Source organism: Pasteurella multocida (assembly GCF_900187275.1).
GTDB classification, from domain to species: Bacteria; Pseudomonadota; Gammaproteobacteria; order Enterobacterales; family Pasteurellaceae; genus Pasteurella; species Pasteurella multocida.
This window is the reverse complement of record NZ_LT906458.1, coordinates 1,923,387-1,946,347: the sequence shown is the minus strand read 5'-3', so window position 1 is coordinate 1,946,347 and position 22,961 is coordinate 1,923,387. Positions and strand designations below refer to the sequence as shown.

The window sequence follows — 22,961 nt, the reverse complement described above, 5'->3', positions numbered from 1 at the left end:
ATGAAAACTCTCGGTATTATCGGCGGTATGTCGCCTGAAAGCACAGTGACTTATTACCGCTTAATCAACCAGTTAATTAACCAAGCCAAAAGTGGAAATCACAGCGCACCATTAGTGATGGTTAATGTGGAATTTGAACAAATTGTATGTTTACAGAAACAAGGTGAATGGCATAAGGCGGGGGAAATACTAGCCACTGCGGCAAAAAAATTGACGCAAATAGGTGCCGAAGGGATTTTATTAGCCACCAATACTATGCACAAAGTTGCACCACAAATTATTGACGTAATTGATGTGCCTTTTCTCCATATTATTGATGCCACAGCAAAAGCCATTAAAATAAAAAATTTGACGCAAGTCGCGTTATTAGGCACGCAATTTACAATGCAAGATCCGTTCTATCGTGATCTTTTACTGCATCATGGTATTACGCCTCTTGTGCCAAACCAGAAACAGCAACAAGAAATTCATCGTATTATTTTTACAGAACTTTGTGTCGGACAAATCAAACCTGAATCGAAACAATTTTATCTTGATGTCATTAATGACTTAGCCAAACAAGGTGCCCAAGGTGTGATTTTAGGTTGTACCGAAATTGGCTTATTGATTAATCAACAAGACGCAACACTGCCATTTTTCGATACAACAACATTACATGCACAGGCTGCAGCTGAATTTATTCTGACGGAATAATTTCTGATCAACCGAGCAAAGAGGACACATCGTTGCGCCTATAGAGAAAGTGATACACATTTTCTATTAATACTTAGTCAATATTGGTGGAATATTGATTTTGTTCGTGCCTTTTAGGATTTAACGATTTTAGCCCTTTATTTGAGGTCATTAAGCGCATAAAAACGCTTAAAGATAACCATTAACATACAACAGACAAATTGGCTCATTGTTACAAAAAGATGAGCCATCATACCTACTTACTGTACTTGGAGAGATTATGCCTAAATTACGTTCAGCGACCAGTACACAGGGTCGTAATATGGCGGGTGCCCGTGCCTTGTGGCGTGCCACGGGAATGAAAGAAAACGACTTTGGTAAACCGATTATTGCCGTCGTCAACTCCTTTACGCAATTTGTGCCCGGTCATGTGCATTTAAAAGACATGGGACAACTTGTCGCCCGTGAAATTGAAAAAGCCGGTGGTGTGGCGAAAGAGTTTAATACCATTGCGGTGGATGATGGGATTGCCATGGGGCATGGTGGGATGCTCTATTCTTTACCAAGTCGTGATTTAATTGCCGATAGTGTGGAATATATGGTCAACGCACACTGTGCCGATGCCATGGTGTGTATTTCTAACTGCGACAAAATCACCCCGGGGATGCTCATGGCGGCGTTACGCTTGAATATTCCTTGTGTGTTTGTCTCGGGCGGACCGATGGAAGCAGGCAAAACGAAACTGTCTGATAAAATCATCAAACTGGATTTAGTAGATGCCATGATCCAAGGTGCCAACCCAAATGTATCAGACGAAGACAGTGCCCAGATCGAACGCTCTGCTTGTCCAACCTGTGGCTCTTGCTCGGGTATGTTTACCGCAAATTCAATGAACTGCTTAACGGAAGCCCTTGGCTTAAGTCTGCCGGGCAACGGATCCTGCCTTGCAACCCACGCAGATCGTAAACAACTGTTCCTTGATGCGGGTAAACAAGTGGTCGAATTGTGCAAACGTTATTATGAACAAGAAGATGACAGCGTCTTACCTCGTTCTATCGCCAACAAAAAGGCCTTTGAAAATGCCATGAGCTTAGATATTGCCATGGGCGGGTCAACCAATACCGTTTTGCATTTATTAGCCGCGGCACAAGAAGCGGAAGTGGATTTCACCATGGCTGATATTGATCGCCTATCACGTCAAGTGCCTTGTTTAAGTAAAGTGGCACCTAATACGCAAAAATACCACATGGAAGATGTACACCGTGCGGGAGGTATTATGGCGATTTTAGGGGAATTAGATCGTGCCAATTTATTACATAACGATACTCGCACAGTACTAGGCATGAGTCTCGCTGAGCAAATTGCCAAATATGACATTGTGCTCACTAAAGACGAAGCCATACACAAATTCTTCCGTGCAGGCCCTGCGGGGATTCGTACGACCGAAGCTTTTTCACAAGATTGCCGTTGGGATACGGTGGATGATGATCGTGAAAATGGCTGTATTCGTAGTAAAACATTTGCCTATAGCCAAGATGGCGGGCTTGCCATGTTATCAGGCAACTTAGCGATGGACGGTTGTATTGTGAAAACCGCTGGAGTAGATGACAGTATTTTAAAATTCACTGGCGATGCCATTGTGTTTGAAAGCCAAGAAGATGCCGTAGCCGGTATTTTAGGAGGAAAGGTCCAAGCGGGGCATGTAGTGGTGATTCGCTACGAAGGACCAAAAGGCGGACCGGGTATGCAAGAAATGCTGTATCCCACCAGTTATTTAAAATCCATGGGCTTAGGTAAAGCCTGTGCCTTATTAACAGACGGACGTTTCTCCGGCGGGACATCGGGGTTATCTATTGGGCATTGCTCACCAGAAGCCGCTGCGGGTGGATTAATTGGCTTAGTAAAAGACGGTGATAAGATTGAAATTGATATTCCAAATCGATCCATTCAATTATGTGTCACGGAAGAAGAACTCGCTCAGCGCCGAGCAGAACAAGACAAACTGGGTTGGCAACCTGTAAACCGCCAACGTGAAGTGTCCTTTGCATTGAAAGTATATGGTCATTTTGCGACCTCGGCAGATAAAGGCGCAGTGAGAGATAAAACCAAAATTTAAATCTTTAAGTCGGGTGGGTAAGCTTGCCCACCGTTTTCTCATTGATAAATTGATTACGATGTTTTTCTTGCTGAAACAAGAAAATTTAAAAAAATAACGGACAACCTCTATGGTCAATAACCTCCATTCAGCTCACCCAACAGGTGCAGAATACCTCAAAGCCGTGTTGAGTTCTAAAGTCTATGACGTGGCGCAAGTAACTCCGCTTCAAGACATGGCAAAACTGTCTGAACGTTTAGGTAATAAAGTGTTTATCAAACGTGAAGATCGCCAACCCGTACACAGTTTCAAACTGCGTGGTGCGTATGCCATGATTGCTGGCTTAAGTGCCGAACAAAAAGCCTCGGGCGTGATTGCCGCCTCAGCGGGAAACCATGCACAAGGCGTGGCGCTGTCTGCCAAACATCTTGGCTTGCGTGCCTTAATCGTGATGCCACAAAACACCCCAAGTATCAAAGTCGATGCCGTGCGTGGATTTGGTGGTGAAGTGCTATTACATGGCGCCAATTTCGATGAAGCCAAAGCCAAAGCGATTGAATTGGCGGAAAGCAAAAATATGACATTCATTCCGCCTTTTGATCACCCCGCGGTGATTGCAGGGCAAGGCTCGATTGCCATGGAATTGTTACAACAAAACAGCCAAATCGACCGCATTTTTGTCCCTGTTGGTGGTGGTGGCTTAGCCGCAGGCATTGCTGTATTAATTAAACAATTAATGCCCGAAATCAAAGTAATTGGGGTTGAGTCGAAAGATTCCGCGTGCTTGTATCGTGCTCTCAAAGCAGGTAAGCCCATTGATTTAGATCGCGTTGGCTTATTTGCTGACGGGGTCGCAGTGAAACGTATTGGCGATGAGACTTTCCGCGTTTGTCAGCAATATATTGATGATGTAGTGTTAGTAGATGGTGATGAAATCTGCGCTGCGGTCAAAGATATTTTTGAGAATGTGCGCGCCATTGCTGAACCGTCGGGGGCATTATCGCTTGCTGGTTTAAAAAAATACGTGAAAGAGCACAATATTCAAGGTGAAACCTTGGTGAATGTATTATCTGGTGCCAATTTAAATTTCCATACCTTACGTTATGTGTCAGAGCGTTGTGAAATTGGTGAACAGCACGAAGCCCTTTTAGCCGTGACCATTCCTGAACAACCAGGGAGTTTCTTAAAATTCTGCCATATTTTGGGTCATGTCCCTGTTACTGAATTTAAATACCGTTATGCCGACGACAAACAAGCTTGTATTTTCGTGGGGGTACGCATTACAGGGCAAGAAGAAAAACAAACGATCATCAATCAACTACAACAAAATGGTTATGATTTAATTGATTTGTCTAATGATGATATCGCCAAAACGCATGTACGCTATATGATTGGCGGACGTTCAAACAGTCCCTTAAAAGAGCGTTTATACAGTTTTGAATTCCCAGAACAAAAAGGCGCCTTATTAAAATTTCTCGAAACTTTGGGGCAAACACATTGGAATATTTCCGTGTTCCATTATCGTGCGCACGGGGCAGACTATGGTAACGTGCTTGCCGGCTTCCAATTAAATGATGAAGATCTCGATGCCTTTAATCAGCATTTGGAAAAACTGGGTTATGTCTATCAAGATGTCACAGAAAGCCCTGCCTATCGTTATTTCTTAGTGTAACCCAAGAAAAAAGTGCGGTTATTTTGACCGCACTTTTTAATACTCTTTGCAACCTTTGTTACATGTGTTATTTCACAAACCCACTAAACTCTAATTCGTAGTTATCCCCATCGCGATTATAGGAAATAAAACGCGGAAATTGTTCACCCGCCAATTTTTTGACCACGATATCTTTATCACCGGTTTTAAATTGATAAGTAATCTGTACGGCTTCTTGCTTATCCACTTTCACTTTTGCTTCGCTTTTCTTCACAAACACATTATGCATGGGATAAAGCTTTTTACCATTGGTGATTTGAAAATTGATCGGTAATTTATCGTAATAACTTAATTAAAATGCCATAGTAAACAAATCAAAGGTCGGCAATGCCAATGCTTTTTTCGTTAAACCATTTTTGACTTTGCCATATTCAATGCTATCGGCTTGAATTTTTGATGTGGCATAAGGCTTGCCATTCCGTATATCTTGATAGTCCACCATATTAAATTGCTTAGCATCTTGCGTGCCGGTAGATAAAAATTGAATATTATACAAAGGCACATTAATCTTCGCATCCACGGCATATTGCGCACCGTCTGCTTTAAAATGCACATAAGCTGGCATTAAATAGTTTGAACTGTATTTAATATTCAAATCCACATTCGCCCAAGCCGTGGGCAAATAACACAACACAGAACATAATAAAACACTTAAAAATTTCACCGCACTTTCCTTTTAACCTAAAACTATAAAGAGATAACATAGCCCAAAACGCATTATACATTGTGTAATTTGGTGCTCATGCCGTGTGTTTGACAATAAATTTTTTAATTAATTCAAACATGCCTAATAATAGCCGACATTTCAAAAGAAAGAAAAAAATCACCGCACCTTATCAAAGTAAAGTGCGGTGATGTGTGTGAATGACTTATGAACTAAAACCGATATTCTAATCCTAAATGCAATGTTCTACCCGGTGCGGTATTTAATCCCATATTATTGATATCTAAATAATAGCGATTAAACACATTATCCATGGTCATCGTAAGTTTTAGGTTATTAGACACATTGTAATTGGCATATAAATCTACTAAGGAATAAGGCGCCCACTCAATACTTGATGTGTTAACAAAACGTTCTGCAGAAAGCACTGGTACTAATCGCTTACTGTAGTAACTATAGCGCGCACCAATATCGAGTTTTTGTTCAAACAAACGGGTTCCTAAAGTCGCATGTAAATTTAAACGCGGAGGAACGGCATTATTTAAATTACTACGATATACATAACCTGAATTACATTGCTCTCCTTTGCCTGCTTGTTCTGCTGTTAAACAAAATTTCGTTTTTGTGTAATATGTACCAGCTAATTTTGCGTAAAATTTCCCCATATCATAATACGCTGATAACTCAATCCCTTTAAATTGTGCACTTTGTATATTAATTGTCTGCGTCACCTTATCTTTAGGCGAATAACTCCGCGTCAAATAATCTTTTATCCTATTATTAAAATACGCCAATTTAAAACCAAGAATATTGTCCTTACCACCTAGATTTTCATAAAACAAGTTAATACCCGCCTCCCAATTTTTGGCTCGTTCAGGTCTCAATTGTTCTAGATTATCTGCCGTCGCACTCATGGACCAGCCTTTAGTTGCTTGGAATAAACTTGGCGAACGCAATGCTTCTGCATATTTCGTATAAATTTGTACTCCGTTAATAGGTTCAAATGTGAACATCACAATTGGCGACATGCCTTTATTTTTCACTGGCGCCTGTTTATGCACAACATCTTTATATTTTTCCACCCAAATATTACCGGATCCATTTGGATTAGGCACAAGTGCCCCTCCAATATTCACTCTTTCCGTTCTCACAATATAATCATAAATAGTAGATTGAAGATAACGTAGCCCGATGTCGGCTTTTAACCACGAAGTGATTGGATAGTTCGCAGCAACAAAAGCGCTCCATTCTTTACGTTTACCATCTCGAATATAAAGTGGACCAATCGCATCTTCTGGATACCCTTTAGCTCTCACACGTGCTTGAGCATTACGTGGTTGATAAATCCGTTCATAACTATGCGCAAGACCATATTTTAAAGTAAACGGTTTGTCGTTAAGCTGGAAAATGCTAGTATTTTCAATACTTAACCCTTTCTGCTTAGAAACCAGAAAATGGGCATGACGACTGGATAAAGAGTAACCATATTCTTCAATAAATGGGGTAAAATTAGACGAATCACTGTCAGTAAAATATGCATTAACACTCAAATTCACATAAGGTGTCGTTGGGTTATAGCTATAATTTGCATGATAGCTATCGACTTTGACTTCTGTCCCTTCACCTTGCAATGCGCCATACGCTCTGAAATTCAAAATTGAGCTCATAATCTCACCAAAACGGCTATGATAATGGCGATACGCTAACCCTAAACGATGAACATCATTGTAGACATTTATTTTAGCGAGATAAGAGGTATTATCTTGTGAGGTATTCAGGGCTTCTTCACCCGGTCGGTATAAGGTGCTGCGATTTTCTTTAAATGTTAATGAACCAATCTCAACATCTTCATGAACGCGAGGCTCTTTGACTTCTACTGAATCTTCCTCAAATTCAATGGATTCAATCACTGGGGTTTGTCCATGACGCCCAACAAAATAGTTGCCCTGTTTACGTTTTGCATACGCAAGTACAAGATCAGCATTTTGCCATTTATTAGCAAAAGCCAGGCTATAATTGTATGCATTCAAATCAAAACCATGAGAAGAATAACGTGCATTTGGTGCATATGTTTGTGTTTGACATAAGCCGGTATGATTAGAAAGACATTTACTAATATACTTAGTTTGATATCCTCCTCTTGTATAATAAGGGGGAGGTGATACGGTGTTAGTCATCGTCCCTAGTTTCAAACGCACGCCCCAATTTTTCCCTTGAGGAATAATATCTTGCCAACGTAAAGTCTCTACTCTCACTACCCCTCCCGTCGCGCCTGTTGCGTCCATTTGCAAAGAGGGACCTTTTTCAATCTCGACTTGGCTGATCAAATCGGGATCTAAATAGGTTCGAGTTGAAGAACCTGCATAACCTTGGTAGGAGGGTACCGATTGTAGACCTTTATCTATCCAAACAGGCACACGATTTTCATTCGCAATTCCTCGAATATTAACAGATAAAGCGCCGCTATTACGCTTATTTCCCACAATAACTCCTGGCACACCAGAGAGGAAATCCCCTACCGAGCTACCTCTGAACGTACTGATATCCGATTGCGATAAATAAGAATAAGAACCCGAAGACAGATAAGTTTTGATCAAATTCTCATCGAATTTATTTTTCTCTTCACTCTCATTGACCAAAATCGTTTCCAATTTATTGATTGTTGATTTCTCTAAATTAGCTTGACTGAACGCCCATGTTGGTAAACCCAACATCAAAAAAATCCCAAGGTGAATGGGATAAGGTTGCTGTTTTTGCATAAGTTCTCCATGAAATTACATTTTATTAAATGATAATGAAAATCATTAACGATCTAACCATATCTGAAGAGAAATGCAAGAGGTAAATAAATAACATTCAATTTATTTATAAAAAAACCGCACATGATGTGCGGTTTAGATAAAAATTAGCTCATTGATTACAAAGACACAAAACCCACAGCTTGGTAAACAGCATCTAAGGTGGCTTTGGCACGTTCACGTGCTTTTTGTGCACCTTCACGAGCAATGTCGTTAAGGAGTGCTTCGTTGTTGCGGAAGTGGTGGAAACGTTCTTGTAAGGTGGTGAGCATCGCGGAGACTTCATCCGCCACAGTCCCTTTTAAATGCCCATACATTTTGCCTTCAAACTCCGCTTCTAATTCCGCGATAGATTTACCAGTGACACCAGAAAGAATATCTAACAAGTTCGATACGCCTGCTTTGTTTTGCACATCATAACGGACTACTGGAGGCTCATCAGAGTCAGTTACCGCACGTTTGATTTTCTTCGCGACAGCTTTCGGATCTTCCAATAAGCCGATCACGTTATTGCGGTTTTCATCTGATTTCGACATTTTCTTTTCAGGCTCAAGCAATGACATCACGCGCGCGCCTGCTTTAGGAATAAAGGGTTCTGGTACCGCAAATAAATCGCCATATAGTGCGTTAAAACGATTAGCGATATCACGAGTAATTTCCAAATGTTGTTTTTGGTCTTCCCCTACAGGCACTTGGTTAGCTTGATATAACAAAATATCTGCCGCCATCAACACGGGGTAAGTAAATAAGCCGACGTTGATATTTTCCGCATGGCGCGCCGATTTATCTTTAAATTGGGTCATGCGCCCCATTTCACCAAAATAGGTGTAACAGTTAAGCACCCAAGCCAGTTGTGTATGTTCTGGCACATGGGATTGGATAAAAATAGTGCTTTTTTCCGGATCAATGCCACAGGCTAAATATAACGCTAACACATCAAGGGTGGCTTTGCGTAAGCTTTCAGGATCTTGACGGACAGTAATAGCGTGTAAATCAACAATACAAAATAAGCATTCATAATCATCTTGCATCTTGACCCATTGGCGTAATGCGCCAAGATAATTGCCAATCGTCAGTTCGCCAGAAGGCTGTACGCCACTTAATACAACAGGTTTACTCATCGTTGTTCCTTATTCTAAAATCGTCAAAATCTGTGCAAAATCATCAAACACCCAATCTGGTTTGGATTCTGCTATGGGAATATTGTAGTTATAGCCGTAGGTTAAGCCAACCACAGCACAACCCGCAGTATGTGCGGCTAAAATATCATTTTTGGAATCCCCCACAAAGAGCACCTGTTTTGGGTATAAACCAAATTTACCACATAAATAATACAGCGGTGCGGGGTGAGGTTTAATCGCGGGCAGAGATTGTCCACCTAAAAGTTCGCTGAATAAGTGATCAATACCAAAGGCTTGCAAAACCGGTTGCACATGTTTGGTTGGCTTATTCGTCACCACTGCTAAAAGATAGCCTTTTTGTTTCAACGTTTCTAAAGTGGATTTAACATTTGGATACAGTACACTCAAGTTGCACAGGTTTTCACCATAATAAAACCCAAAACGTCGCTTAAGCGCTTTAATTTGTTCATCATTCAGGGTTTTCCCCGTTTGAGCCTTCGCCCATGCCAGAGCACGCGCAATTAAAATATCCGCACCGTTACCAATCCAAGTCAGCACCAAGTCTTCTGGTGCTTGGGGTAAATCAAACTCCGCAAAAGCAGAATTTACCGATAGCGCCAAGTCAGGCAAGCTGTTGACTAAGGTGCCATCGAGATCAAAACCAATGAGTTTAAACTGTGTCATTTTTATACCGCACTTTCTATTAAGTTAGTTATTCTACTGTCGCCAATTGTTGACGCATTTCATCGATCACTTTTTGGTAATCTGGCTGATCAAAAATTGCCGATCCCGCCACAAACATATCCGCACCCGCTCTTGCGATATCCGCAATATTGCTAACTTTTACGCCACCGTCCACTTCTAAACGAATGTCAAAACCACTTTCGTCAATACGCTGACGAGCTTCGCGTAATTTATCTAAGGTGCTAGGAATAAAAGATTGTCCGCCAAAACCCGGATTGACTGACATAAGTAAAATGACATCCACTTTATCCATTACATAATCTAAATAGCTTAATGGCGTGGCTGGATTGAAGACTAAACCTGATTTACAACCACAATCCCGAATCAGTTGTAAAGAACGATCAATATGCTCCGTGGCTTCAGGATGAAAAGTAATGTAGTTGGCACCGGCTTTCGCAAAATCAGGAATAAGACGATCCACTGGCTTGACCATTAAATGCACATCAATCGGTGCTGTAATACCATAATGACGTAATGCCTGACAAATGGCAGGACCAAAGGTTAAATTGGGCACATAATGATTATCCATTACATCAAAGTGAATCACATCTGCACCGCACGTTAATACTTGCTCAACATCTTCGCCTAAGCGGGCTAAATCCGCAGATAAGATTGAAGGGGCAATTAAATAGGGTTTCATCATTGACCTCACTGGTAAACAAGTTGTTAAATTAAACACTTGCAAAGAGAAAATATTGCGTTTAGTGTACTACTTTATGTTTGAATTATTAAGGAAATTCTTTATGGAACACCTTTTACAAGGCTTTTTTGTGACGGCGGGGTTGATTATCGCCATTGGGGCGCAAAATGCCTTTGTATTAAAACAGGGATTACTTAAACAGAATATTCTGGCTGTGATTTTAACCTGTTTTTTCTGCGATATTGTATTAATTTCCTTAGGGGTATTGGGATTAGGTTCCCTAATCAGCCAAAGCACTATGGCAACTGTCGCCTTAGCCTTTGTCGGAGGTGGTTTTTTATTGATTTATGGTTTAAAAGCCTTTTTATCTGCTTATCGAGGCAACGCGTCATTACAATTAGCAAAAGCGGATAAACAACCACAAACCACCTTGCATGCGATCATTGCTACCCTACTGATTACACTCTTAAATCCACATGTCTATTTAGATACTGTGGTCATTATTGGTGGTATTGCCGGCACACTTGCTTTTGACGAGAAGCTGTTTTTTCTGGTTGGTGCCTTGTTAGTATCGGCTCTTTGGTTTTTTAGCTTGGGCTATGGCGCACGCTTATTAAGCCGATTTTTCCAACGACCAGTAACATGGCGAATTTTGGATTTGGTGATTGGGGTAATTATGTGGGCAATCGCAATTAGCTTGATACATTATGGCATCACTTTATTCCCCACAGTGTAAAGATAAAACGCTTCAACTGATTGAATAAAACATTATTCAAATAAAAAGCGCTTGGTAATAAGTTTAGCTTGAAATAACGATGACTCTGTAAAAATGACTGAAAAATTAACCGCACTTTGTCCCTGTCAATCGGGACAACCCTATCAAGCCTGTTGTCAGCCATATCATCAACAGCAACAATTTCCTGCTAATGCGATGTTATTGATGCGTTCCCGTTATGCCGCGTATGCCTTGAAAAATATTGATTACATTGTGCAAACTACTGTGCCAAACCAACAAGCATTGTTGCCCGTCGCCGCATTACAAGACTGGGCGGACAAGACAACTTGGGTTGGACTCGACATTTTACAACATGTCTCCCTGTCTAAAACACATAGCCAAGTCGAATTTAAGGCTTTCTTTGCTCAACAAAATCAAACACAAGTGCATCATGAAATCTCTTTATTTGTGAACATTGCACAACGTTGGTATTTTGTCGATCCCACGGTGACATTACCGAATATGAAACAACCTTGCCTGTGTGGCTCAAATAAAAAATTTAAACATTGTTGTGGAGGTTTACTGTGAACAACGTTTTAAAAAACGCTGGACTTTTTTTAAGATTATTTTGGCTTCGTTTTCAACAAAACAAATTAAGCCAAGCAGCTGGCTACTTAACTTACAGCACTATGCTCGCCTTGGTTCCGTTAGTCATGGTCGTCTTTTCAGTCTTCTCCGCCTTTCCGGTTTTTAATGAAGTTACTGATGAATTAAAAGGTTTTATTTTCAATAACTTTGCACCACAAGCCAGTGATATGGTCGGACAATATATTGATGAGTTCGTGAGTAACTCTAAACAAATGAGCGCAGTTGGTGTGATCAGTTTGGTCGTGGTGGCATTAATGCTGATTAACTCCATTGATCGTACGCTCAATTCGATTTGGCATGATACGACTATTCGCCCCCTCGTTTTTTCATTTGCTATTTATTGGCTCATTTTGACTTTAGGTCCATTATTAATTGGGGCAAGTATCGGTGTAAGTTCTTACATTGCTGCTATGTTGAATGAAAATATTTCCTTGCCATTCGGTTTAAAAATATTGAGTTTTGTGCCGTTCTTTTTAACTTGGTTAATTTTCACCTTGATTTACACGGTCGTCCCGAATAAAAAAGTCAAAATTATGCACTCTGCCATCGGCGCACTCGTCGCAGCCGTATTCTTCACATTAGGGAAACAAGCTTTCCTTTGGTATGTCACCACCTTCCCGTCCTATCAACTGATTTATGGTGCAATGGCAACCTTACCCATCATGCTATTGTGGATTCAATTAAGCTGGGTCGTCATTTTAATTGGTGCACAATTAGCATCTGTGCTTGCCGATTACACCTTATGTACGCAAGGTAAAATCCGTGTTGAAGAGCTTGTCGCAGCAGATACACACGATCCCGCGTTACAACAAAAAATGGAAAAAACAGAACAAACACTCAAAACAGAAATAACTCAGCAAAAACAACGATTGGAGAAACAAGGATGATTGCATTAATTCAACGTGTCAGCCAAGCGAAAGTGGACGTGGATAAGCAAACAGTAGGCGAAATTGGGCATGGCTTATTGGTGCTACTGGGTGTGCAAAAAGACGATGACCACGTCAAAGCAGATCGCTTGATTGAGAAAGTGCTGAATTATCGTGTGTTTAGCGATGCAGAAGGCAAAATGAATTTAAATGTGCAACAAGTCAAGGGACAAGTATTAGTCGTTTCACAATTTACCCTAGCAGCTGATACACAAAAAGGGTTGCGTCCAAGTTTTTCGCGTGGCGCAAGCCCTGATATGGCAGAAGCATTATACGACTATGTGGTCAAAAAGTGCGGTGAAAAAATTCCAACTTTCAGTGGGCAATTTGCCGCAGATATGCAAGTCAGCCTAACCAATGATGGTCCTGTCACGTTCTGGTTAGAAATATAAATAAAAAAAACTGCATCGGATATCCGATGCAGTTCTTCACTATTGTGACGTCAAAACGTCAGAGAATTAACGTTTTGGCAAATAACGGGTTGGATCAACTGATTTGCCTTTATAGCGAATTTCAAAGTGAAGTTTGACACTATTGGTACCAGAGCTACCCATTTTGGCAATCTGTTGACCCGCACGAACTTCTTGCTGATCTTTAACTAAAATACTTTCATTGTGAGCATAGGCACTTAAATAGTCATCATTGTGTTTAATGATAATTAAATTGCCATAACCACGTAATGCATTACCCGCATAAACCACTCTGCCTGCGGCGGCAGCATTCACCGCTTGACCACGTGAACCAGCAATATCAATCCCTTTATTGCCACCGTCTGCGGTTGAAAAGCCTTGTACAATATTGCCTTTGGTTGGCCATTGCCAAGTTACATTCGAAACCATGTGTTTACTGCTCGTGCTTGGCACAGGTACAGACGTGCTTTCAACAGGCTTAACCACTGGTTCAGGTTGGACTGGAACAGGGGCGGAACTGACACCTGATTTAATTGGTCCAATGATAGTACCATCCGAACCGTATTGTGTACCATGTGGACCCGGGGTATAGGTTACTTCATTGCTCTTCGGTTGTGAAACGGGTACCGTCACAGGTTGTGAAGAGGTGCTTGCCACACGTCCATTCGACACACGTAAGGTTTGCCCAACACTTAGACGATAAGGTTCAGACATATTGTTTAATGATGCCAATTCTTTGACATCTAAGCCTGAAATATAGGCGATGAGGTACATTGTATCGCCTTTACGCACCGTATAAGTTTCCCCTTTATAAAAACCTTTATCGATCTTGCTATAATCCGGGCGGTTATCCGCTGGATTACGCGGGATCTCAAAATGTTGTGTTGTCGGCTTTACATTTGTACCTACCTCTCCTACCGCGGTTGAAGGTGACATGGTAGAGGTTGTTGACACTTTATTCGACAGTTTTAACACTTGTCCTGTCGCTAAAGTATAAGGCTCTGATAGATTATTTAACGCAGCGATCTCTTTGATACTTAAACCGGAAATGTAAGAAATCAAATACATACTGTCGCCCTTACGCACCATATAGCTTTCACCTTGATAAGAGCCTCTGGCAATTTTGCTGTAATCTGGTTCGCCGGTGACCGGTTTACGCGGAATATCGAAAGAAGATGATGTCGGCGGTGTTGGTTGATGGCTTACTGGCAAACTTGGTTGCGAGGTAGAAGGAGAATAGACGGACTGATCCATTCCCGCTGGCATGGTATTTTGTTGTTGAATTTGTGGCTCCCATGTGCCACCACTTGATGCATCAACGGGTTGCATCATCCCCGGCGATAAACTGCCATCTGCACTCTCTACCGGCGCAGGCGTATTTGAACTACAGGCAGCCAATACGGCAACACTGATTGGCAACAGTAAAAACGACTTTTTCATTTGCTAGTTTCCTCTTTCTTATCTCTGAATACTTAAATTAATGTTTTATTATTTCAGGTAACCAACTGCCACCCTCAACAGCTCCAGTGCCAGCCACGGCCTCCATGATCCCCGGGCTTAATGCATTTTCATCTTGAATGTTTGTTGTACAAGCACTTAACACTAAAAGCATAGACAACAAGAAAAGTAATTTATTCATTTTTTACTTTACCTTATCTTAAAATTAAATACGCGATAACGGCAATCAGCACGACAGACCAACCAATCAATTCAATAGAACGGCGCAACTTATCCGCAAATTTTTCGCCACCCCATGCAGCAAGTTTTGCTACCAAAATAAAACGTGCTGCACGCGAAATAAATGCCGTCAGCACAAATGGGAGAAACAGCATTTGCATCACGCCTGCACAAATGGTGAAAACCTTATAAGGAATCGGCGAAAAACCTGCCACAAAAACCACTAAGATACCCCATTTCTCAAACCATGAAATCGCAGTTTCCCAATGTTGTTGGTAACCAAATTGCTGGACATAATATTGCACAAAATCAACAGCATAATAGCCTAAACCATAACCAATCACACCACCTAATACAGAAGCAACTGCCGTATAAAACGCCAGTTTCAAGGCACGTTGTGGTTGAGACATTGACATGGGAATCAACATCACATCCGGCGGAATCGGGAAAAAAATCGCCTCAATAAAACTCGTCAACGCTAAAAAAAATGTGGCATAACGATGCTTTGACCAAGCCATCGTTTTATCATACATCGCACCAAAAATTTTCAACGCGCACCTTCCTCATCATAAAGAATAAAAAACGGATTATTATTCACTTTCTAACCAATCTTGTAAAGATTGCAATGAATGATAGGCGGTCATATCTGCTTGAATTGGCGTAATCGCGACATAGCCATTTTTCACTGCATGAAAGTCTGTACCTTCTTGTTCATTTTCCGCTAAGCCCGCCGGTCCAACCCAATAAATTGCCTCACCTCGTGGATCTTGTTGCTTCACCACCTCTGCGGCAGCTGCACGATAACCTAAATGGCACACTTTCACTCCTTTAATCTCTTCATAAGGAATATCTGGGACATTAATATTGAGAATTTCACGCCGTTGTAAAATTTGTCCATGCAATCGAGGAATTAACTCACAAACCACACGCGCCGCGCTCTCATAATGTTGACGTCCATCAAGGGAAACCGCAATTGCAGGCAACCCTAAATAACGCCCTTCTAATGCCGCAGCGACGGTGCCTGAATAAATCACATCATCCCCCAAATTCACGCCCGCATTGATCCCCGACACTACCAAATCCACTTGTCCAGATAAAAACCCATTTAATGCTAGATAGACGCAATCGGCGGGGGTGCCATTGAGGCAATAATCCCCATTCGGCAAGCGTAAGGGACGTAATGGTTCAACTAATGTTAAAGAACTGGACGCTGCACTGCGATTACGGTCAGGGGCGACAAGTGTGACATCAGCAAATTTACGTAACTCACGAGCCAGTATTTGAATGCCTTCAGCGTGAATCCCATCGTCGTTGCTGAGAAGAATTTTCATGGTGTTGTCCTTATTCTTTGTTATATGCTTTGGATGCGTTTGTTTAAAGTGCGGTGCTTTTTAGAAATGTTTTATTCCCAATCACACCCTTCTGGCAAACCCGCTTTGCAAGCTTGTTTAAAATACATTTTCGCTCTGTCCCAATTGCGTTCGACTCCTTCGCCATTCGCATAGAGTGTACCTAAATTATAGAGCGCACGCGCATCGCCCTGTACGGCAGATTGACTATACCATTTGTAGGCTTGTTTAAAGTCTTGTGCAATGCCGTCGCCTTCACTGTACATCAGCCCTAAATGATACTGTGCATCGGGGTGATTTTGCTCGGCAGACTTTTGATACCATTTCAAAGCTTGTTGCTTGTCTTGTTCAACACCGTCACCCTCGTCGTACATTCTCCCTACATTAAATTGAGCGGTCATCTCCCCTTGCTCGGCTCGTGATAACCAAAGTTTAAACGCAGTAGCATGATCACCGCGTTTATAGGCTTCAACACCTTGTTCAAAAACCGGGTCTTCTTCTCGTTGAGCGAAGACATTCATTGTACTCACAAGCAACATAATACTGAGCAGTGTTTTGATCCATCTTTGCATAGCCATTCCTTTTAAATGTTGGGTTGAAATTAATCTTCTTGCACATTCACCACTTCTCTCACCAAGGCAGTGGCATAACTGCCCGCGGGTAAGTAGAAGGCAAGTTTGAGTCCTTCTGTAACAAATGCCCATTGCAACGCTTGCGCTTGCATTAACATTGGGCGACGAGCTGCTTTCATACGTTCTTTCGCCATCAGGGTTAACAAGGCTTGATGTTGTTCAACCAATTGATTTTCGATGTCAGTGGCAGGAGGATTTTGCTCACCAATTAGCAGTGCCGTGAGTAAAATATCTTGTTGTTCTAAACGGGCTTGTAAGGCATTCAGATCTTCTTTTTCGTCGGCTTGAAACCAACTGTGTGAGCCTTGTAGTTGTAACATATCGCCACGTAATACTTGTTGCGCAAGCTGTAATGCAATACGTTCTGATACGACAAGATTGAAGACTTCACTGCGTGCAGCGGAAAGATAAAAACTGCGTTTTTTGCGATCTTTGACGTTAATTTCACCTTGTGCCCAACGTAAGGCTTGCGTCAGGTTATGCCCATCGCGCCCAAAACGCTGCTCGGTAAAATAGTTTGGAAAACCACATTGTTTAATATTGTTTAAACGCATGTTGAGTTCATCGGTCTCTTTTGCACCACGTAGCAAAATCTCAAAATGATTCCCCTCAAGACTCCCCGTACGGATTTTGCGATTATGGCGCGTCACTTCGAGGATATCGACCCCCTCTAACTGGAATGAGCGGAAATCAGGTGTGGGTTGCCCCGGCATGTGTAAGCAGAACCATTGCTCTGTCACGGCTTTACGATCTTTTAAGCCCGCATAACCCATATTACGTTCAGAAATACCGACGAATTGGGCGAGTTTTTCACCGACAAACAGCGTGTTGCAATCCGTTTTGCGTACTTTTACCGCCACAAATTCCCCGTCGCCAGACATTTCATAACCGAGGTTTTCTTTGACAATAAAATCCGCACATTCGGCTTTCAAACGTGCGTATTGCTCTGGACGAGTATGTAAATAAGCCAGTTCCATTAACTTTTCACCACTAACGCCACAGCTTCACAGGCAATGCCTTCACCGCGTCCAGTAAAGCCTAAACGTTCACTGGTGGTCGCTTTCACGTTCACTTGTTCAATATCACAGGCTAAATCTTCGGCAATTGCCGCTCGCATCGCATCAATATGCGGACGCATTTTCGGGGCTTGTGCAATGATAGTAACATCGACATTGCCCACTTGATAGCCCTTCGCTTGCACTTGTGCATAGGCTTCGCGCAATAACCCACGGCTATCTGCACCTTTGTATTGCATGTCAGTATCAGGGAACAGTTTGCCAATATCACCTAATGCGACCGCACCAAGTAGCGCATCGGTTAAAGCATGTAATGCCACATCACCATCAGAATGAGCAAGTAACCCTTTTTCATAAGGAATTGCCACGCCACCAATAATGATTGGACCTTCGCCACCAAAGGCGTGTACATCAAAACCATGACCAATTCGTATCATCTTTTTTCCTATTTTGTTCTGCTTAAATAAAATTCTGCTAACGCGAAATCTTCTGGACGGGTCACTTTAATATTATCGCTTCGCCCTGCCACTAAGTGCGGTCGAAATCCAGCAAATTCCATGGCAGATGCTTCATCCGTCACCTGTAAACCTTGCGCCAATGCCTGTTCTAAGGCTTGTGCTAAGGTTGCTATGGGAAAAAATTGTGGCGTCTGCGCTAGCCAAAGTTGCGAGCGATCTTCGGTATAATGAATTTGCTGATTGTGTAAAGCACGTTTAATGGTATCAGTGGCTGGAATAGCCAGAATCGCCCCGTTTTGATCTTCCACTTGCACCAATTTATCTAAATCTTGATGTGTTAAACAAGGGCGTGCCGCATCATGCACCATCACCCAAAAATCTTCGCTATTTTGTACCGCACTTTTGACCGCGTTAAGCCCATTGAGCACCGAGTCAGCACGACTGCTGCCCCCTTCGACCAGCTGAATTTTCGGGTGTGTTAATAAAGGGCAAGTGGAAATATAGGGATCGTTTGCTGCCACCGCTAAAATAATTTTTTCAATTAATGGATAACCTAACAGCACAGATAAAGTATGTTCTAAGATCGTTTTGCCATGAATGTGCAGATACTGCTTCGGTTTATCCATTTGCATGCGGCTACCTATGCCCGCCGCAGGCACAACAGCAACAATACGACGTGTAGATTTAGCAATCGGCGTTGTCATTATTTCTGCTCTTTGACAATGTGATAAAAAATTTCATCGGGTTTCACCATATCATGCTGGAATCTGGCACGTTCTTCGATAGCTTCTACCCCTTGTTTTAAATCTTTAATTTCTGCTGCCACCACTTGATTACGTTGTGACAGTTTTTCGTTTTCTTGTTTATGTTGAGCAATTTGCTGTGCGGTTCGTTTGTAATCCAAATAGCCATTCTTGCCAAACCAAAAATCATATTGGAATAGCAATAACACAGCGACTAATAAAAAAATAAATAAACGCATCGTAGTTCTGCCCGTTAATCATAAAGTCTTTAGTTTACCGTGAAATCAGAAAAAATACCGCACTTATCAGGCAAATTAAGGTAAATTTTTCCCCCGTAAAGAAAAGAAAACCCCATCATTCCGCAGAATCATGGGGAGATTTTATCAACGTAAGACTTACATATTCGCTACAATATCTTGAGCAAATTCCGAAGTAGAACGTAATGTGGCACCTTCTAACATTTCAGCAAAATCAAAGGTAACGGTTTTATCAGCAATGGTTTTCGATACTGCTTTGACCACTAAATCCGCCGCTTCCAACCAACCTAAGTGACGTAACATCATTTCACCACTCAAAATCAAAGAACCCGGATTACCTTTATCTTGTCCTGCAATTTTTGGTGCGGTACCGTGGGTGGCTTCAAAAATCGCAGCTTCTGCACCAATATTCGCCCCCGGTGAAATCCCGATACCCCCCACCTGCGCGGCTAACGCGTCAGAAATGTAATCCCCGTTTAGGTTTAAAGTCGCAATCACATCGTACTCCGTTGGGTGAAGCAGAATTTCTTGTAAAAACGCATCGGCAATGCTGTCTTTAATGATGATTTCTCTGCCTGTTTTTGGATTTTTTAATGTCATCCATGGACCACCATCTAGCAATTCGGCACCAAACTCTTGCGCCACTTGATAACCCCACTCTTTGAATGCGCCTTCGGTAAATTTCATGATGTTCCCTTTGTGCACTAGAGTAAGCGATTTGCGATCATTATCAATCACATATTGTAGTGCTGCACGTACTAAACGTTGGGTACCTTGTTTAGAAACTGGTTTGATACCAATGCCACAATCTTCAGTAAAACGGATTTTTTTCACCCCCATTTCTTGTTGTAAAAACGCAATCACTTTATTCGCTTCGGCAGATCCTGCCACCCATTCTACACCCGCATAAATATCTTCGGAGTTTTCACGGAAAATCACCATGTCCACTAATTCAGGGTGTTTAACAGGACTTGGGGTACCGTCATAATAACGAATTGGACGTAAGCAATTATATAAATCTAAGCCTTGACGCATCGCCACATTCAAGGAACGAATGCCACCACCGACTGGCGTCATTAACGGTCCCTTAATCGCCACATGATAATCACGGATAAATGTCATGGTTTCATCGGGTAACCAAGTATTTTCGCCATAGACCTCATTTGCTTTACCACCGGCATAGATTTCCATCCACGAAATTTTACGTTTGCCGCCATAGGCTTTTTCCACCGCCGCATCAATGACCGTACGCATCGCGGGCGTAACGTCCACACCAATACCATCGCCTTCAATAAAGGGGATAATCGGATTATCAGGTACCATTAATGCTCCTTTGGCATCCAGTTGAATTTTTTCACCTTGTGGGATAACGACTTTTGATTGCATATCATTTCTTCCTTATTTTCTTGCCTGTGGTAGGATAGTTGTTCGACAGTAATCTACGTGATGACATGAGATTATCCTTACAAAACTATTGGAACTGGCGCAAGTTCGCAAGCATTTATTAAATTTTTGTTAAAAAATTTCTTTATTTTTCGATCTAGATCCCATTTTCAACTGACCACCTTTAACATATGAAACCAAACACCAAATTTAACCAAAAAACGAAACCACGTCCTTCGCCACTACGATCCGTGAATAAAAGAAAAGCAGCAGAAATTAAACCGAAAAAGCGTCCTTTATCCTTTCGTCAGAAAAAAACGGTGAATTTTGCCGAAACCCAAGTCATTTTGTTTAACAAGCCTTATGATGTATTGACACAATTTAGCGATGAGGAAGGACGTGCCACCTTAAAAGCGTTTATCCCGATTCCCCATGTCTATCCCGCTGGGCGTTTAGATCGCGATAGTGAAGGTTTAGTGTTACTGACCAATAACGGCGAAATCCAACATCGTTTGGCAGAACCCAAATTCAACACAGAAAAAACCTATTTCGCCCAAGTGGAAGGCATTCCGCAAGAAACGGATTTAGCACAACTGCGTCAAGGCGTGGTCTTAAACGATGGTAAAACATTACCCGCCAAAGTGCGCTTAGTGCCTGAGCCAAACTGGTTGTGGCAACGCAATCCACCGATCCGTGAACGCAAGCAGATTCCGACCAGTTGGTTGGAAATTAAAATACATGAAGGGCGTAACCGCCAAGTGCGCCGCATGACGGCACATATTGGCTTTCCTACTTTGCGTTTAATTCGTTATCAAATGGCATTGTTTAATTTAGCCAATCTTGAACAAGGGCAATATCGCCAACTTTCTGAAGTAGAATTGACCGCACTTTATCAACAATTAAAGTTAAAAAAATAATAAGGACAGGCTATGCATAAACCCAACGTCACCCTTGCCTGTGTGGTGCATTGCAAAGGCAAATTTTTATTTGTAGAAGAACTGGAACACGGCAAACTGACCTTAAATCAGCCCGCCGGACATTTAGAAGCAGATGAGAGCTTGCTTGAAGGGGCAAAACGTGAGCTCTTTGAAGAAACGGGTATCCACGCGGATATGCAAAGTTTGATTAAAATCTATCAATGGCACGCCCCTCGTAGTAAAACTGATTTTCTTCGTTTTACCTTTGCCGTCGAACTGGATGATTGGCTCCCGATTCAGCCCCAAGATCCTGACATCACTCGTGGTTTATGGCTGAGCTTAGAGGAATTTTATGACTACATTCAACAAGCGGGGCAATGTGAGCGTAGTCCGTTAGTAATTGAATCCGTGAAAGATTATTTAAAAGGCGAGTTTATTTCTGTACAATTGTTGAAGGCTTTTTAATCACTCAAGGATGATCTTAAATGAAATATGCGTTTATTGATTATGAAAATATCCATTCGTTAGATAATATCAATTTAAATAAGTACGAAAAAATATATTTATTCCTAGGCGCACAGCAACAATCTATTACACTATCTGAAAAATTTAATGATCAAATTGTTATTCATTTAATCACTATTAAAGATGTAGCAAAGAATAATCTTGATTTTCATCTTGCTTATTTTTTAGGAAAGTTTGATCAAGAAGTTGATAAGAACATTCACTTTGATGTGATTTCTAAAGATAAAGGTTATCAAGGAATTTGTGACTATATCCAAAATCAGAAAAATGCAAGAAATTGTCAATTATTGACTCTTGATAAAAGTACAGCAGATAAACAACCTGAATCCGTAAAAGAGGAAAAAGAAATAGCACTTCAACAGAATGCGGAGAAGTATGCTAAATTATATAAAAAAGTATTGAAAAATATCTCAACTAAAAACTTACCGAGTAAGTTAGAGACATTATCTAACCATATCCGTTCACAAACTGACTTAAAACATCAAGACCCTGACTTGTCGTCTGTAATAATCGATAAGGTGATAGCAAAACTCAAAGAAGAAACATTTATTCAAATCAATAACAACACCATTATTTATACTAAAGTTGAGTCCCTATTTGATATTTATCTTTCTTATTTACTAAAAAAACAGAAGAATAAAAGACCAACAAAATTAAGTAGCTTAAAGAATGATATTGCATCTAAACTGAATTTAAAAAAAATGAATGAGGTAGATAAGATTATTGATTTATTAATAGCCAATAATATCATTCTTAATACTCAAGCAGAAAAAGTTCAATATAAATAATAAAATAATATAAGAAAACTTGAACCAACTTGGCAATAAAAAATGCGGTCAAAATTGACCGCACTTTTTCTC

General features: G+C 41.3%; 24 protein-coding genes and 1 pseudogene. 10 read left to right on the top strand and 15 right to left on the bottom strand.

Features of this window, described 5'->3' with window-relative positions; translation table 11 throughout:
- The 3 genes from CKV69_RS09015 to ilvA all read left to right on the top strand — a co-directional run bounded on the left by CKV69_RS09015 (window position 1) and on the right by ilvA (window position 4,439).
- Window positions 1-693 carry an aspartate/glutamate racemase family protein gene (locus CKV69_RS09015; RefSeq protein ID WP_005752168.1) on the top strand — a complete coding sequence of 231 codons (693 nt, stop codon included), beginning with the start codon at window positions 1-3 and terminating at the stop codon, window positions 691-693.
- A gap of 259 nt (window positions 694-952) precedes the next feature.
- On the top strand, window positions 953-2,788 hold the full coding sequence (ilvD, locus tag CKV69_RS09010) for a dihydroxy-acid dehydratase (RefSeq protein WP_015702611.1): 1,836 nt from the start codon (window positions 953-955) through the stop codon (window positions 2,786-2,788).
- Window positions 2,789-2,897: 109 nt separating this feature from the next.
- On the top strand, window positions 2,898-4,439 hold the full coding sequence (ilvA, locus tag CKV69_RS09005; RefSeq protein ID WP_005718461.1) for a threonine ammonia-lyase, biosynthetic: 1,542 nt from the start codon (window positions 2,898-2,900) through the stop codon (window positions 4,437-4,439).
- A 67-nt stretch (window positions 4,440-4,506) separates the two neighbouring features.
- On the opposite strand, the pseudogene CKV69_RS09000 reads toward ilvA, so the two are convergent.
- The 5 genes and pseudogenes from CKV69_RS09000 to rpe form a co-directional block, all read right to left on the bottom strand.
- Window positions 4,507-5,142 (bottom strand): annotated as a pseudogene (locus CKV69_RS09000) (hypothetical protein).
- A gap of 212 nt (window positions 5,143-5,354) precedes the next feature.
- Complete coding sequence (locus tag CKV69_RS08995) at window positions 5,355-7,901, bottom strand: TonB-dependent receptor domain-containing protein (RefSeq protein ID WP_015702610.1); 2,547 nt, start codon at window positions 7,899-7,901, stop codon at window positions 5,355-5,357.
- A gap of 158 nt (window positions 7,902-8,059) precedes the next feature.
- A complete protein-coding gene (trpS, locus tag CKV69_RS08990) occupies window positions 8,060-9,061 on the bottom strand; it encodes a tryptophan--tRNA ligase (RefSeq protein WP_005718453.1) in 1,002 nt (333 codons plus the stop codon).
- A 9-nt stretch (window positions 9,062-9,070) separates the two neighbouring features.
- Entirely contained in the window at window positions 9,071-9,745 is a 675-nt protein-coding gene (locus CKV69_RS08985) for a phosphoglycolate phosphatase (protein WP_005724482.1), read from the bottom strand.
- Between the two features lie 28 nt (window positions 9,746-9,773).
- Window positions 9,774-10,445, bottom strand: coding sequence for a ribulose-phosphate 3-epimerase (gene rpe / locus CKV69_RS08980; protein ID WP_005752161.1), 672 nt, complete (start codon window positions 10,443-10,445; stop codon window positions 9,774-9,776).
- A gap of 103 nt (window positions 10,446-10,548) precedes the next feature.
- On the opposite strand from rpe, the gene CKV69_RS08975 reads away from it, so the two are divergent.
- The 4 genes from CKV69_RS08975 to dtd all read left to right on the top strand — a co-directional run bounded on the left by CKV69_RS08975 (window position 10,549) and on the right by dtd (window position 13,126).
- The gene (locus CKV69_RS08975) at window positions 10,549-11,181 is read left to right on the top strand and encodes a LysE/ArgO family amino acid transporter (RefSeq protein WP_005724481.1); all 633 of its coding nucleotides are present in this window, start codon (window positions 10,549-10,551) and stop codon (window positions 11,179-11,181) included.
- A gap of 93 nt (window positions 11,182-11,274) precedes the next feature.
- Window positions 11,275-11,748, top strand: a complete 474-nt coding sequence (locus CKV69_RS08970) for a YchJ family protein (RefSeq protein WP_005749697.1) — start codon at window positions 11,275-11,277, stop codon at window positions 11,746-11,748.
- Window positions 11,745-12,695 carry a virulence factor BrkB family protein gene (locus CKV69_RS08965; RefSeq protein WP_015702608.1) on the top strand — a complete coding sequence of 317 codons (951 nt, stop codon included), beginning with the start codon at window positions 11,745-11,747 and terminating at the stop codon, window positions 12,693-12,695. The genes CKV69_RS08970 and CKV69_RS08965 overlap by 4 nt, the downstream gene beginning before the upstream one ends.
- Window positions 12,692-13,126: a D-aminoacyl-tRNA deacylase gene (gene dtd / locus CKV69_RS08960; protein WP_005724478.1), complete on the top strand. Its 435-nt coding sequence runs from the start codon at window positions 12,692-12,694 to the stop codon at window positions 13,124-13,126. The genes CKV69_RS08965 and dtd overlap by 4 nt, the downstream gene beginning before the upstream one ends.
- A 66-nt stretch (window positions 13,127-13,192) precedes the next feature.
- Here dtd and nlpD read toward each other — a convergent pair whose 3' ends face one another.
- The 10 genes from nlpD to icd form a co-directional block, all read right to left on the bottom strand.
- Window positions 13,193-14,584, bottom strand: a complete 1,392-nt coding sequence (gene nlpD, locus CKV69_RS08955; RefSeq protein WP_015702607.1) for a murein hydrolase activator NlpD — start codon at window positions 14,582-14,584, stop codon at window positions 13,193-13,195.
- A gap of 37 nt (window positions 14,585-14,621) precedes the next feature.
- Window positions 14,622-14,783, bottom strand: coding sequence for a hypothetical protein (locus tag CKV69_RS10720; RefSeq protein WP_005724476.1), 162 nt, complete (start codon window positions 14,781-14,783; stop codon window positions 14,622-14,624).
- A 13-nt stretch (window positions 14,784-14,796) separates the two neighbouring features.
- On the bottom strand, window positions 14,797-15,372 hold the full coding sequence (locus CKV69_RS08950) for a YqaA family protein (protein ID WP_015702606.1): 576 nt from the start codon (window positions 15,370-15,372) through the stop codon (window positions 14,797-14,799).
- 39 nt (window positions 15,373-15,411) lie between these two features.
- Window positions 15,412-16,152: a 5'/3'-nucleotidase SurE gene (surE, locus tag CKV69_RS08945; protein WP_005724474.1), complete on the bottom strand. Its 741-nt coding sequence runs from the start codon at window positions 16,150-16,152 to the stop codon at window positions 15,412-15,414.
- A 71-nt stretch (window positions 16,153-16,223) separates the two neighbouring features.
- Window positions 16,224-16,742: a tetratricopeptide repeat protein gene (locus CKV69_RS08940; RefSeq protein WP_015702605.1), complete on the bottom strand. Its 519-nt coding sequence runs from the start codon at window positions 16,740-16,742 to the stop codon at window positions 16,224-16,226.
- Between the two features lie 29 nt (window positions 16,743-16,771).
- Complete coding sequence (gene truD / locus CKV69_RS08935) at window positions 16,772-17,779, bottom strand: tRNA pseudouridine(13) synthase TruD (protein ID WP_015702604.1); 1,008 nt, start codon at window positions 17,777-17,779, stop codon at window positions 16,772-16,774.
- A complete protein-coding gene (gene ispF, locus CKV69_RS08930; RefSeq protein ID WP_015702603.1) occupies window positions 17,779-18,255 on the bottom strand; it encodes a 2-C-methyl-D-erythritol 2,4-cyclodiphosphate synthase in 477 nt (158 codons plus the stop codon). The genes truD and ispF overlap by 1 nt, the downstream gene beginning before the upstream one ends.
- A gap of 8 nt (window positions 18,256-18,263) precedes the next feature.
- Window positions 18,264-18,980 (bottom strand): 2-C-methyl-D-erythritol 4-phosphate cytidylyltransferase, encoded by a 717-nt coding sequence (gene ispD / locus CKV69_RS08925; protein ID WP_005718423.1) that lies wholly within the window; start codon window positions 18,978-18,980, stop codon window positions 18,264-18,266.
- Window positions 18,980-19,258, bottom strand: coding sequence for a cell division protein FtsB (ftsB, locus tag CKV69_RS08920; protein WP_005718421.1), 279 nt, complete (start codon window positions 19,256-19,258; stop codon window positions 18,980-18,982). The genes ispD and ftsB overlap by 1 nt, the downstream gene beginning before the upstream one ends.
- 156 nt (window positions 19,259-19,414) lie before the next feature.
- Window positions 19,415-20,662: an NADP-dependent isocitrate dehydrogenase gene (gene icd, locus CKV69_RS08915; protein ID WP_015702602.1), complete on the bottom strand. Its 1,248-nt coding sequence runs from the start codon at window positions 20,660-20,662 to the stop codon at window positions 19,415-19,417.
- A 188-nt stretch (window positions 20,663-20,850) separates the two neighbouring features.
- Between icd and CKV69_RS08910 the strand changes: the two genes are divergently transcribed.
- From CKV69_RS08910 to CKV69_RS08900, 3 genes are read left to right on the top strand one after another with little or no spacing between them, the layout of a single operon-like run.
- Window positions 20,851-21,576, top strand: coding sequence for an rRNA large subunit pseudouridine synthase E (locus tag CKV69_RS08910; protein WP_015702601.1), 726 nt, complete (start codon window positions 20,851-20,853; stop codon window positions 21,574-21,576).
- A gap of 12 nt (window positions 21,577-21,588) precedes the next feature.
- Window positions 21,589-22,041 carry an NUDIX hydrolase gene (locus CKV69_RS08905; protein ID WP_005718418.1) on the top strand — a complete coding sequence of 151 codons (453 nt, stop codon included), beginning with the start codon at window positions 21,589-21,591 and terminating at the stop codon, window positions 22,039-22,041.
- Window positions 22,042-22,061: 20 nt separating this feature from the next.
- Window positions 22,062-22,889 carry a PIN domain-containing protein gene (locus tag CKV69_RS08900; RefSeq protein ID WP_015702600.1) on the top strand — a complete coding sequence of 276 codons (828 nt, stop codon included), beginning with the start codon at window positions 22,062-22,064 and terminating at the stop codon, window positions 22,887-22,889.
- Window positions 22,890-22,961: the final 72 nt, after the last annotated feature.

Excerpts from the sequence above, each read along its gene's own strand:
- CKV69_RS10720 (WP_005724476.1), bottom strand. The coding sequence starts at position 14,783 with ATGAATAAATTACTTTTCTTGTTGTCTATGCTTTTAGTGTTAAGTGCT.
- CKV69_RS08975 (WP_005724481.1), top strand. The coding sequence starts at position 10,549 with ATGGAACACCTTTTACAAGGCTTTTTTGTGACGGCGGGGTTGATTATC.
- CKV69_RS08910 (WP_015702601.1), top strand. The coding sequence starts at position 20,851 with ATGAAACCAAACACCAAATTTAACCAAAAAACGAAACCACGTCCTTCG.
- ispD (WP_005718423.1), bottom strand. The coding sequence starts at position 18,980 with ATGACAACGCCGATTGCTAAATCTACACGTCGTATTGTTGCTGTTGTG.
- truD (WP_015702604.1), bottom strand. The coding sequence starts at position 17,779 with ATGGAACTGGCTTATTTACATACTCGTCCAGAGCAATACGCACGTTTG.
- rpe (WP_005752161.1), bottom strand. The coding sequence starts at position 10,445 with ATGAAACCCTATTTAATTGCCCCTTCAATCTTATCTGCGGATTTAGCC.
- CKV69_RS08900 (WP_015702600.1), top strand. The coding sequence starts at position 22,062 with ATGAAATATGCGTTTATTGATTATGAAAATATCCATTCGTTAGATAAT.
- ilvA (WP_005718461.1), top strand. The coding sequence starts at position 2,898 with ATGGTCAATAACCTCCATTCAGCTCACCCAACAGGTGCAGAATACCTC.
- trpS (WP_005718453.1), bottom strand. The coding sequence starts at position 9,061 with ATGAGTAAACCTGTTGTATTAAGTGGCGTACAGCCTTCTGGCGAACTG.
- ispF (WP_015702603.1), bottom strand. The coding sequence starts at position 18,255 with ATGATACGAATTGGTCATGGTTTTGATGTACACGCCTTTGGTGGCGAA.
- ilvD (WP_015702611.1), top strand. The coding sequence starts at position 953 with ATGCCTAAATTACGTTCAGCGACCAGTACACAGGGTCGTAATATGGCG.
- CKV69_RS08940 (WP_015702605.1), bottom strand. The coding sequence starts at position 16,742 with ATGCAAAGATGGATCAAAACACTGCTCAGTATTATGTTGCTTGTGAGT.
- CKV69_RS08995 (WP_015702610.1), bottom strand. The coding sequence starts at position 7,901 with ATGCAAAAACAGCAACCTTATCCCATTCACCTTGGGATTTTTTTGATG.
- nlpD (WP_015702607.1), bottom strand. The coding sequence starts at position 14,584 with ATGAAAAAGTCGTTTTTACTGTTGCCAATCAGTGTTGCCGTATTGGCT.
- surE (WP_005724474.1), bottom strand. The coding sequence starts at position 16,152 with ATGAAAATTCTTCTCAGCAACGACGATGGGATTCACGCTGAAGGCATT.
- icd (WP_015702602.1), bottom strand. The coding sequence starts at position 20,662 with ATGCAATCAAAAGTCGTTATCCCACAAGGTGAAAAAATTCAACTGGAT.
- CKV69_RS09015 (WP_005752168.1), top strand. The coding sequence starts at position 1 with ATGAAAACTCTCGGTATTATCGGCGGTATGTCGCCTGAAAGCACAGTG.
- CKV69_RS08905 (WP_005718418.1), top strand. The coding sequence starts at position 21,589 with ATGCATAAACCCAACGTCACCCTTGCCTGTGTGGTGCATTGCAAAGGC.
- dtd (WP_005724478.1), top strand. The coding sequence starts at position 12,692 with ATGATTGCATTAATTCAACGTGTCAGCCAAGCGAAAGTGGACGTGGAT.
- CKV69_RS08985 (WP_005724482.1), bottom strand. The coding sequence starts at position 9,745 with ATGACACAGTTTAAACTCATTGGTTTTGATCTCGATGGCACCTTAGTC.
- CKV69_RS08970 (WP_005749697.1), top strand. The coding sequence starts at position 11,275 with ATGACTGAAAAATTAACCGCACTTTGTCCCTGTCAATCGGGACAACCC.
- ftsB (WP_005718421.1), bottom strand. The coding sequence starts at position 19,258 with ATGCGTTTATTTATTTTTTTATTAGTCGCTGTGTTATTGCTATTCCAA.